The 11,497-nt window shown below is 64.5% G+C and carries 7 protein-coding genes and 1 pseudogene; 3 read left to right on the plus strand and 5 right to left on the minus strand.

Annotation, left to right across the window (positions count from 1 at the left end; translation table 11 throughout):
• Positions 1-139: 139 nt before the first annotated feature.
• From AC5DC2_RS11675 to AC5DC2_RS11685, 3 genes are all read right to left on the minus strand, one after another.
• The gene (locus tag AC5DC2_RS11675) at positions 140-1,714 is read right to left on the minus strand and encodes a serine hydrolase domain-containing protein (protein WP_491698596.1); all 1,575 of its coding nucleotides are present in this window, start codon (positions 1,712-1,714) and stop codon (positions 140-142) included.
• A gap of 78 nt (positions 1,715-1,792) precedes the next feature.
• Positions 1,793-3,559 carry a ShlB/FhaC/HecB family hemolysin secretion/activation protein gene (locus tag AC5DC2_RS11680; RefSeq protein WP_491698597.1) on the minus strand — a complete coding sequence of 589 codons (1,767 nt, stop codon included), beginning with the start codon at positions 3,557-3,559 and terminating at the stop codon, positions 1,793-1,795.
• Between the two features lie 176 nt (positions 3,560-3,735).
• Positions 3,736-4,527 carry a response regulator transcription factor gene (locus AC5DC2_RS11685; protein ID WP_024707514.1) on the minus strand — a complete coding sequence of 264 codons (792 nt, stop codon included), beginning with the start codon at positions 4,525-4,527 and terminating at the stop codon, positions 3,736-3,738.
• A gap of 124 nt (positions 4,528-4,651) precedes the next feature.
• On the opposite strand from AC5DC2_RS11685, the pseudogene AC5DC2_RS11690 reads away from it, so the two are divergent.
• Positions 4,652-4,824: pseudogene (locus AC5DC2_RS11690) on the plus strand (AraC family transcriptional regulator); the annotation flags it as partial.
• A gap of 53 nt (positions 4,825-4,877) precedes the next feature.
• Here AC5DC2_RS11690 and AC5DC2_RS11695 read toward each other — a convergent pair.
• A complete protein-coding gene (locus AC5DC2_RS11695) occupies positions 4,878-6,869 on the minus strand; it encodes an aq_1923 C-terminal domain (protein WP_491698598.1) in 1,992 nt (663 codons plus the stop codon).
• A gap of 261 nt (positions 6,870-7,130) precedes the next feature.
• On the opposite strand from AC5DC2_RS11695, the gene AC5DC2_RS11700 reads away from it, so the two are divergent.
• Positions 7,131-9,869 (plus strand): DUF2339 domain-containing protein, encoded by a 2,739-nt coding sequence (locus tag AC5DC2_RS11700; RefSeq protein ID WP_491698599.1) that lies wholly within the window; start codon positions 7,131-7,133, stop codon positions 9,867-9,869.
• Between the two features lie 151 nt (positions 9,870-10,020).
• The gene (locus AC5DC2_RS11705; protein ID WP_491698600.1) at positions 10,021-10,479 is read left to right on the plus strand and encodes a pyridoxamine 5'-phosphate oxidase family protein; all 459 of its coding nucleotides are present in this window, start codon (positions 10,021-10,023) and stop codon (positions 10,477-10,479) included.
• A gap of 53 nt (positions 10,480-10,532) precedes the next feature.
• Here AC5DC2_RS11705 and AC5DC2_RS11710 read toward each other — a convergent pair.
• Positions 10,533-11,497, minus strand: a 965-nt coding sequence (locus tag AC5DC2_RS11710) for a DUF2207 family protein (protein ID WP_491698601.1), incomplete at its 5' end; no start/stop codon positions are given.

The raw sequence follows: 11,497 nt of genomic DNA on the forward strand, positions 1-11,497 counted from the left end.
ATTCAATAGGTTAGAGCGTCCTTTGTGCGTCCGAATGGACGCACGGCGCTCTAGTGCGGCCGATCCGGAAGATGCGCCGCGCCGCGGGACACGATCCGCCCGCAAGGCGTTGCCCCAGAATGATTGGCTGGAAACCGCTCTATACCCGCTCGAACCGAGCCGGTCCGTTCATGACGAAGAGTTCGACCTCCAGCGTTTCCGCCTTGTCCTGGCCGCCGGAAAACGTGGCGGCGGAGCGGGAGCCCGCGGGGGCGTTCTCATTTTCGATATCGAACACCATCATTGCGCCGTCCCACGGCATCAGCGGAAACGCCTTCGGCTCGGGTCCGGCCAGCAAGACCAGGCCGTCGGCCGCGTCCTCGACCACCTCCACGGTTCCGAAATAGGGATGGCTGTAGCGACCGATCAGATAGCTGGCGGGCGCCGCCGCCGCGGCCGCCTGGGGAAACGGCATTCCGGCGGTCTCGCCGAGCGGCGTGTAAAGTCCGGCAAACAGCGCCTCATAGCCTGAGAACCAGTCGCGGGTCACGCCGCCGGTCTGAACCATGTCGGTAAAGCTCGCGCCGATCGCCTCGACGGCGCCCACCGGAGCGGCGTTGGAGAGCACCACGATCCCGACATCGAGCGAGGGGATCAGCGCGAAATAGGTGGCAGCGCCCAGAATGAAGGCGCCGGAATGGCTGAGCACCACCCGGCCGCTCGGGTCGGTGCCAACGCCGAAGCCATAGCCGTAAAAACCCGCGCGTTCATCCGGGCTGCGCGGCCTGCTGGAAAAGCTCTGCGGGCTGATCGCCGGCTGCAGGGCTTCGGGCCGGATGAGGTCGCCGCCATCGGCGAGCACCATCTTCATCCATTTTGTCATGTCGTTGGCCGTCGAGCTGACGCCGCCCGCCGGGGACTGGGCATCGGGCTCGCGCTGGTAGAGCGCTTGAAAGCCGTCCGGGGTCTTGGCATGGGGCGTCGCCCGGTTTTCCCGCGCCATGAAATCGTCAAAGCGCGCGCTGGTCTCGGTCATGCCAAGCGGCTGAAACAGCGCTTCTTCCGTAAGCTCGCTCCACGTCATGCCGGAAGCCTCCGCAACAGCTTCAGCCGCCGCCGTCAGGCCGAAATTGGTATAGGCGTAACTGGTGCGGAAGGGCGAAAGCGGCTGGAGCCTCAACCGCTCGAGAATGGTCCGGCGGTCGAAGCCGAGGTCCTCGAGTTCATCGCCGGCATGGTCCGGCAGGCCGGAGCGGTGGCTGTAGAGATCGCCGATCGTCAGCCGTTCCGTCACCGCCGCATCGGAGAGCGAAAACCATGGCAGCAGATCCCGCATGCGGCTGTCCCAGGAGACCACGCCGCGGCTGACCTGACGGGCGACGGCCGTCGCGCCGACGGACTTGGACAGCGAAGCGAGCTGGAACACGGTATCGGGCGTCACGGGCAGGTCGCCCTCGCCGCCGCGCGTGCCGAAGCCCTTTGCATAGACGGTCTCGCCGCCGTGAACCACGGCGACGGCAAGGCCGGGCACGCCGCTGTGAGCCTTGATGTCTTCGACGATGCCGTCAAGCGCCGCCACGGCCGCGTCGATCTGTCCGGGCGGAACCGGGACGCCTGGCGTGCGTGACGGCGGCAGCATATCGGCAAGTGCCGGAGCCGAGAGCAAGGCCAGCGAAGCGGAAGCCAGCGAAACCGTTGCCAGGAAATGGCGGCGCGAAGCCCTGAACTGTGACATGATAACCCCTATCCTTGTTGCAATCACCGGCGCGGCCGGAATATCTCGTTGTCGAATGCTGATGCGGTCAGTCCCGGCTCAGAGCGGCAGCCCCAGCCTGAAGAAGATCCTGAGCCCCTCATCCTCGCCATTGTCGGGACTGTACCACGGCACGGCCGCGATCAGCTGAAAACTCATTTTCTCCGCCAGCATGCCGCTCACGCCGACGCCGACGGAGCCGAGGGCATCGCGGGCATAGTCCGCGCTCGCCGCTTCGTTCCAGACCACGCCGTAATCCGCAAACGTCGTCCAGGTCAGACCCGGGAGCGCCGACCAGCCGGTTTCAATGTCATGGCTGAGTTCCAGGGCAGCCGCCGCCCCGCTGGCGCCGGAAAGCGTGCCGCCGTCAAACGCCCAGCCATAGGGATCGCCGCCGAGCGAAAACTGCGCGGCCGCCGGCAGCGGCGTTGGGGAATACTGTCCGGCACTTCGCAGCCGGATCGCGGTGTCGGCGCCAAGATCATGCGCGATGTCGAAATTCACCCGCGCGAACCGATAATCCTCCGGCACTTCCGGAAGGGCGGTTTCCTGTCCCAGCCCCTGGCCGAATTCGGCCGTTGTGAGAAAAGCCGTGTCGCCGTTCTGCCGGTCGTAGGTCAGCGACATGGCCGCCCACCGCGTCTGCTCGCGTGCCGCCCGGGCACCCATCACATCGACGCGGTCATTGCGCAGATTGACCTCGATCCTGCCGAAAAGGCTCTGGTCGATCGTGCGGATGAAGGGATAGTCGAGCCGCGCCGTGCCGATCACGGACTCGATATGAATATCGTCGGCCTTCAGGTCGCCTCCGGGTTTCTGGGTGATGTAGGAAAGGTCATATCCGGCGGACAGGCCGTTGAAGCCGATCGGGATATCCTGCGATGCCTGAAGAAAAATCATCTCCTGCGGCGTGTCGGGAACCGTGACGCCGACGAGGCTCGCCGTGTCGAAAAGCCCCAGCATGTCGTTGACGGTGACATTGCCGGAGAGTTCCAGCGGTCCGACCTCATCGGTCCCGAGATTGTCGAGCCCGGCTGCGGCCGAGGCGCGGTCGAAACCGATGTCGAGCCGCAGAGTCCCGCCGCCTTGCGGGGTCTCCGGTCGGATCAGAGTGCCTTCGATATCGAGCCCGCCGAGATCGCTCATCAGCAGCAGGATGCGCTCGGCCTCCTTGATCCGGATCGGCCGCATCGCGATGATCCGGTCGATATAGGGCGCAAGCCGCTTGCGGATGCCGGGAATGGCGCTGTTGACTTCCAGCGTCTCGACATAGCTCTCATAGACCCTGATCGTAATCTTTCCCGTAGAAAAGTCCTGGATCGGCACGACGGTCATGGCGAGATAGCCAGCGCTCAGATACCGGGCGTCGATCTCCGCGGCGATGCGATAGAGATCGGCAAGCGTGATGACCTTGCCCGTCATGCCCTGCCAGAGATCGGAAAACGCAGCGTCGGAAAGCGTCTCCGCGCCCTCGACCGTCAGGGAATTCAGCGTGAAGCGAACCTGGGCGGCATCCTTTTCGGGGGTGCGCTTGCGCTGGTCCTGGACCTTGATATCGACCGTGCCGATACGCTGCGGCGGGGTGAAGCGCTCGAGAATGGTCGTCTGGCCGGCCACCGTCTGCTCGATCCGCTCCGCGGTTTGCGCGTGCGCCGTGTCGGCATGCGCGAAGAGGCCGACGATCGCCAGCGGACCACAGGCGAGAAACCCCCACCATGAGGAAGCCGGACGCGCGGGAGGACTGTTTTTGCGCGATGTCTCCGGAAGGCTGACCCCAGCCTTTTCCTCATCGAGCAGTGCAAGCAACTTCAGGTGCGTTACCGTCAAGAAACCGGGATTCTCTGACAGGGCTGTTTGACGCATGGTTCCCCCAACATTGATCGTTGCACAAGGGACCCTGCTCTCCATTCAGCCTGATGACGGCGGCGCTGCGCGCCGGATTTGACGAGACCCTGTTTTGCCAAGGCTTATCGACCAGCCGTCCTGCGTTTGGAATCCCCTGATCAGGGGGGTATGGGCTGACCCAGCCAGAGCGCCATCAGCGCGGCGCGGCTGGAGACGCCGTATTTGCGGTAGATCCGCTTGACATGATCATGGACGGTATGCGGGCTCTGGCCGTTGTTTTCGGCGATCTGGCGCTCCGAAAGCCCCTGCAGCAGATCGCGCAGCACCCTGCCTTCCATCGGCGTCAAGGGTTCGGATGCGACCCCGATCCCTTCCGACAGCATCTGCAGCCGATAGAACCAGCGAATGCCGCGCAGGGCGTGCGTCACAATCCGCCGATCGCGCTCCGAGAATCGCGGTTGCGAGAGCGCGCGGTGAAAGCCGATCTGGATCTCGGCGTCGGCATTGATGGGAATGCCGACCCAGATCGAATCCAGCCGGTCCAGACCGCGATAGAAGGTCTTGTAGGAATAGCTTTCAAACCATTCGGGCGTTGCAAGTTCGTCCAGCATGAAAACCCGGAACTGTCCGGCAAGCTCGGCATTGCGGATTGTGGTGATGTCGGGTTCGCCCTTCTCCATCAGGGCAAAGGCTTCCTGGATGGTCCGCGCGGCTTCCGCGTCTGGATAAAGGGCCGAAAGGCTGCGCGGGCGCCAGCCGAAAAGCGGATCGCGATGGATGTTGTCGACAAGCCTGACGGCGCCGATCCAGTCGGCCTGCCGCGCGTCGATCATATCGCAGACGACGGACAGCAGATGCACGCGCGCCTCAGGCATGCGCGACGCCTCGAAATCCGAAAGCTCGTCCCAGAGCGCATAAATCCGTTCGGTATCGATTGTTTCGTCCAGCATCAGACTATGTGACCGTTGAGCAGGGTGATTTCCACTCTTTTGTGTAAGCCAGGAGCAAAATTATGGGCAAGAGCGGTGATCTGCAACCCTTTCGCCCCGCGGATCATCCCGGAAGGCTTGTGCCGCCATGGGCGAGCGATCCCTCAAACGGCTGATGCTCGGGGAAACCGGCCTGACATTCGGCCGCTGGCGGCGTCGGTTGCGTCTTCTCATCGCCCTGCGCGAACTGGCCAGCGGGCGTTGGCGCAGAGGGTATCGCGCAATCTCGGTGACGAGCCCCCGACCGCCACCGGATGACCGGGATGGCATGTGAAGCCGGCAGCCCCGAGACTGGGCCGCCGGCCTGTCTCTCAGTCTGCCTTTGCCGTGATATCGACCTGTTGCAGCAGGCTTGCCGGATCCATCGTCGCGGCCATGAAGGCCGGTGCGCCGATGCCCTGGTCCGATTTCGCGGTTATGGCGATTTCCAGCGTATTCGGGTCGGCGATGAAGGCCGAAACCGCGTCGATCAGGGCCTGAACGCCGGGATCGCCATCGCCGACGGTCTGCGCGGCTACCGAGGGCAACATCGACAGGGTGAGCGCGGCCTGTTCCTCGCTCATCCCGTTCCGATCGGCGTAAAGCTTCAGCCCCCGGGCAAAGAGGCCGTCGTTTTCGACCTTCAGCGTCACAGCCCGGCCGGTCAGGCCGAAGACGGCAGCCTGCATCAGCGCCTTGTCGCCGGAGAAGAACGCTTCCCCGAAGCCGCCGACCACGCCGGAGAGCGAGACGCTTCCCATGTCGTCGCCGCTGAAACCGATGTCTTCGACGATCAGCGCCTTGTTCGCCTTGTCCCAGTGAAGCGCGATGTTTTCAGAGATATTCACCTCCTGATAGCCGAGCTGTTTCAAGAGGGCGAACGCCTCGTTGTCGTCGTGTCCCGCCAGATCCAGCTTCAGTTCGTTCATCACCATGCGGATATCGCTGGGGATGCCGTTGACGGGGTCTTGAAGCGCCAGGCTGAAATCCTTGACCGCGACATTGAGAGGCTTCTCGACATCGAAACCGTTTTCAGCGCCGGGGTTCATGTTGACGGCATAATCCGACAGGCTGAGGGTGCCGAAACCAGGCAGGAACGCAGCCTTCCAGGCCATGTCCGGCGCGCCGGGGCCGGCCTTGAGATATTCGCGAATCCCCGCCAGCGTGGGAGCCAGCGAAAAGTCCGTCCACGACGCGCTTCGCACGGTCAGGGAGTCGTCTCCGGCGCGCACGTCAAGCCCGTCCATCGAAAAGCCGAGGACAAGATCATCAAACGTGACTGCCAGTCTATCGATCGCGAAGGTCATGTCCGGCTCCGCGTCCGTGGTCAGGCCAATGCCGGAAATCTGCAGGTCGCCTTTCGCGATGGCATCGAGAAGCAGAAAGGCCTCGAGACCCAGCCGCTCTTCGTCGCCGGGCAGCAGCGCCTCGGTGTCCGATAACGCTCCCAGCCTTTCCAGCGTTGTGAGGAACGGCTCGTCGGCAAGGCGCATGGAAAAGCCGTCGCTGCTCATCTCCGCATAGGTCACCCGGCCGTCTGCGGTCTCCATCACGAAATCCTTCGCCGTGACCGGGCCGTAGACCTGTTGCGCCGCGTTCTCGCCATCGGCCGGCTTCGCTTCCGTGTAGATCCGCGTCAGGAAGGGGGCATCGATGTCCTCGCCCTCGATCGCGCCGACCGAAAGCTTGACGGATACCGGCTCCGCATCCCCGTCTGCGCGCGGATCGGGAGCGACTTCCGTGTCGCTGGTCATGCCGCTTGCAAAATAGCGTCCGACATGGCCGTCGACGATGTTCTCGAGCACGACCTCGGAGTAGGTCGTGGTCTGGTCAATCCCCTGCAGGCTCTGGGAGACCGCGACGGACGCTATCTCGATGCGGCCTGCCGAAAGCCGCGCGACGCGCTCGGCGGGCGTCAGATCGGCCTCGCCGGACGCCGCGGCGAGAAAGGCGCGGTTGATGCCGGCGTCCTCAATCAGCACGCTCGGGACAGAGACATGCATCGGGCCTGCCTCAAAGGCGAGGTCCCTTGCGTCGATCATGCCGGAAAGAAACAGGAATTCTGGCCGCGCCTCTATGGAGGCGATATGCAGCGTCTGGTCATTTTCCAGCGGAACGGTCACATCGCTCAGATGGACATGACCCGTGAAGTCGACCTCGACCGAGGCCGCCTGCGCTCCGCTCTGCTCCAGGCTGGTCCTGACCGTCTTCTCCAGCATGACCTTGCCGCCGACCACGCCCGCTGCCGCGATCACGGCAATCGCAGCGACGGACCAGAGCAGGGTTCGTCCGGACGTGTGTCTGCGCTTTTTCTCGTTTTCCATGGAGTGCGTCCTTTTGCCTGTCAGTCTTTTTCTGTTTGAGAGCACCCGATTAGTTTGCCGGGCCGCGATGCGCAACCGTGAGCGGCCGAGATTTTAGTCAGGCGATTGAGCCCGGTTGCGCATGCATGACGCAGCGGCGATGTGCGAAAGGACGCTCTACCCTGTTGGACCGACGCATCGTGCTTTCCGAAAATCGATTCCGATTTTCGGGCCGATGCGCTAGACCTCCCCTATTGCGTCGTGAATGTGGAATGCCCTGATATGACATCGTTCTTCGAGTTTCTGGTTCTCATCCTTGTTCTGGCGCTGATCGCGTCCAATGCCGGGATGCGGAAGCGGATGAAGAGACTGGAGGATGCTCAGCGGAGCCTTCGGGGCCGGCTGGAGCAACTGGAACGCCGCGGTGATGCCGCCACCGCCGCCACGGCCGCCACGGCCGAAGAGCCGGAAAGAGCGATGGCGGAGCGGGCGGAGGACGCGGCCCAAACGGCAGAACCGGAAACGGCCCGGTCACCTGAGGAATCAGGGTCGACGGACGCCGGAAAGATGCCCTCGGCAACCGGCGGCCCGCCGCGGGCCTTCGTCTTTACCGGAGCGTTGCTGCAGACGTTCGGCGGATGGCTGCGCCAGAACTGGACAATCGCGCTCGCGGCGCTTTCGCTGGCGCTGGGCGGCATCTTCATGGTGCAATATGGCGTCGAAAACGGGCTTCTGACGCCGGTCTGGCGGGTTTGCGGGGCACTGATGCTGGGCGTGGCGCTGGTGGGCGCCGGCGAAGGGCTCCGACGCCGCTTCGGCGACGAGACGACGCCGTCAACGCGCTACCTGCCCTCCGTCTTTGCGGGCGCGGGGCTGGTGACGCTGTTTGCCGCCGTGCTTGCCGCCCGTCTTCTCTATGGACTGGTTTCCGCCGAGATGACGCTGGTTGGGCTGGTTCTGGTCAGTATTCTCGCGGTTGCGCTCGGCTGGCTTTACGGCTCGGTCCTGAGCGCCGTCGGCATCATCGGCGCCACCGCCGCGCCGTTTCTGGTCGGCGGCAGTGCGGAGAGCGGCTGGCTGTTTTTCTATTATTTCGCCTTCATCGCCATTGCCGGCCTTGCGGTGGACAGCGTCAAGCGCTGGGCATGGGTCTCAGCCCTCGTGCTGACCGCAACGGCGATGGCCGCAACCGCACTTTATCTCGCGACCGGCGGCCTGATCCACTATACGGCCTTTCTTGCTCTCTCCTGGCTGGCGGCTGTGATCCTCCCGGTGCAGAGCTTTGTACCCTCCCATGCCGGCCAGACGGTTCTGGCGACACTTGCGGGTCTCAAGCCGCGCGCCGATTTCCCCACCCGGGTCGTCGCGGCCATGACGCTGTTCGTCAGCGGCGCCGGCCTTCTCCTGTCCATCGATGCGCCATCCGCGACAGAGGCCTGTTTTGCCTTTCTGCTCATCGTCCTCGTCCTCGCGGCGACGCTCCTATGGATGCGCCCTGCGGACGCGCTGAGGGACATGTCGCTCCTGCCTGCCGCCGCGTTTCTGGCCGTGCCTGTCCTGCAGGTCGTCGAGCGCGGCCCGCTGTTCGCGTCATTCCTAGCCGCGCTGCAACCTCCGGCAGATGCAACAGCCGGGTCTTCCGCTTTCATCACCTTCGCCCTGATCCTGTCCGTCGGCGCATCTTTGATGGCCTTCTGGCGGATGACCCGTTCCGGGGATGACCAAAACACGGCGCTCGGGTTTGCGCTGGGCGCGGCGGCGTTTGCCCCGGCGACCGCCTTCATTTTCGAGTTTCTGTGGTCGCCCGGCGCGGCTTTCGGGGATTATCTCTGGAGCATCCATCTCCTGGCGGTATCGGCCGTCATGGCGCTGCTGACCGAGCGGACGTTGCGCGCGGAGGAGCGCAGCCGCCGCCAGATGCGCGCGTCGCTTTTCGCCATTGCCGCGCTCTCGATGCTGGCGCTGGCGCTGTTCGTTGTGCTCACGAAGGCGGCGCTCACGCTGGCGCTCGGCGTTGTCGTCGTCCTCACGATCGCGCTCGACCGGCGGTTCGACCTTGCCCTGATCGGCCTCTTCACCAAGGCGGCGCTCGCCATCATCGCCTTCCGGCTGGTGGCCAATCCCGGCTTTTTCTGGGCCGTGCGCAGCGACACGTCGTGGCTGGCGCTGCTTGAAGCCTATGGCGGCACGCTGGCGCTGCTTTATACCGGATGGCGCCTCACGGTGTTGCATGCACGTCAGTCTGTCCAGGCGGCCATCGAGACCACCACATGGACGGTCGCCGCCGTCTTCGCCTGCGCGGTGTTGCAGCGGCTGGTGCCGGATGAGCCGGGGCTTCTGGCCGCCGTGATGGCCGTCGCCATGCTGGCGCAGATCAACCGGCTGCCGACGACGGGCAGGTGGCTGAGACTGTTCCGGCTGGGTCTTGCCGTGCTCTTCGGCCTCGTTTCCACCGCGCTGATTGCCGTACCGCTGACGATTTCAAATCCCCTGCTGTTCCGGTTCAACCCCGTCACGGGCCCGATGGTTTTCGACAATCTTGCGCTCAGCTACCTGCCGCTCGCGGCCGTGCTGGCGATCGGAGCCTGGAGGATCGTCAATCTCGGGCCGTGGCTGCGGACCGGCCTTGTCAGCATATCGAGCCTGCTGGCCGGTTTTTATGTCGTTTGCGAAATCCGCCGGTTCTGGCACGGGCCCGACCTTTCGGCGCCCGGCGTCACCCAGCCGGAGCTCTACAGCTACACGATCGCGCTCTTGATCGTCTGCGCAATCCTGCTCGCCGTCAGCTTCTCCAGGCGTTCCAACGTCTTGCGCAAGGTCGCCATGGCCGCGGCCGGACTGACGATCGCGAAGGTCTTCCTCGTGGATATTTCCGGCCTGGAAGGGCTTTTGCGGGTCGTCTCCCTCATCGGTCTCGGACTGGCGCTCGCCGGTCTCGGCTGGCTCGACCGTGTGATGAACCTGCGCTGGAACAGCATGGCGGGGCCGCTCGAAGCTTCGGGCGGCGGTGAAGATCGATAGATGTTCCTCCGCGCGCCGTCTGCAGACGCGGCGCATTCGCGACAGCGCCCTCACGGGGCCTTGCGGAAATATCGGCGCGTGGCCCGATCCGCGATTCCGGCAAGCAACTTTTTCGGACGGAAGACGTTTCTTTCTTCAAAAGGAGAAGACAATGTCAAAATCCGAATTCTGGAAAGAAATGGACGACGTTCGCGCCGCAATGCTGGGCATCGGATCGGCCCGCCATGTGCCGATGGCACCGTATCCCAATGACAAGGAGGGGGAGATCTGGTTCATCACCGCTGAGGGCACCGATCTGGTGAAGGCGATCGAGGCCGGCGAGAGCGAAAGCTCGCTGATCGTCACCGGTAACGGCGAGATGCATGCCCGCGTCGAGGGACGGTCCGAGGTGATCCAGGACCGGGAAAAGCTAGAGGAGCTCTGGAACCCGGTTGCTTCGAGCTGGTTCGACGGCATCGATGATCCGGACATCCGGCTGATCCGGTTTACGCCGGACTTCGCCGAGGTCTGGGCCACCAAGGGCTCGATCGGGTTTGCCATCCAGATCGCAAAGGCCAAGGTGACGGATGAGGAACCCGATATGGGGGACCACTTCGAGGTCCGCTTCTAGCCGATCATTGCGACCTTTGGCCTATTCGCAAGAATAGCGATGGCGGCGGCCATTCACCAGCCGCCTCCCCCACCGCCGCCGCCTCCCCCGCCGGAGAAGCCGCCGCCCGAAAAGCCGCCGCCTGAGCCCGATCCGTTGGGCGAGATGCAGGCCGTGAGGTTGGTGCTGAGCGCCTGGCAGGCGCCGAAGATGGTCGCGCCGTTCGCGCCTGTATCATAGAAGGTCGGGTGAAGGCCGAAGGGGATCGGGTTGATGGTGCCTGGACCGGCGTCCATCACGCTGTCGAAGGCCCGGCTCCATTCGGACTTCATGTCGAGCGCCACCGCGAAGGGCAGCAGTGCGGGAAGCGCGTCCCTTTCGCTGCGATTGGCATGGCGCATGTCGCCGACGCGTTGGAGATAGAGGCGAAGTCCCTCGATTTCCGCCTCGCGCGCCCGCCCCTCCTCCGTCGGCTGGCCGATCCGCGCGGCAAACCACCAGAACAGCACCGGCGTTGCGACGAGGCCGAGCGCTGTCGCCCAGCCGAAGGCGCCGGTGAAGAAACCGGTCACCAGCCACAGACCCGCGCTCGCGACCAGCCCGCCGCCCATGCCGTTTCCGGCGGCATTGCTGACCGTATCCGCCGAGGCGCGCGCATCGAAGCCGGCAAAGGCAAGGCCAAGCGCGATCGGCAGCAGCGGACCATAGGCGAGGATCCACCCTTCGCCATCCATGCCGGTCAGCGCAAGGGCCGCGGCAAGGCCGGAGCAGAGGAAGGCGGCCGCCAGTTTCCACTTGCCGTTCGGCGCGTAATACCGCCGGCCATGGGTGGCGCGCACCACGCGGGCGAAATCGCCGTAAAGCCGTCTCAGCGTTTGCCGGTTGTTGCGCTCGACCAATATGCTGCCGCCTTCGGCGCGCACGCCCGAAACCAGCGCTTCCTCCTCGGGCGCCAGCGCGCCGGTGTCGCCCGCGTCCAGCACGATCCGCCAGGCCTTGCCCTCGGGCACGATGGTCATCAGCCCGCGCAGGCCGAGAT

It is taken from the genome of Martelella sp. (genome assembly GCF_984369615.1).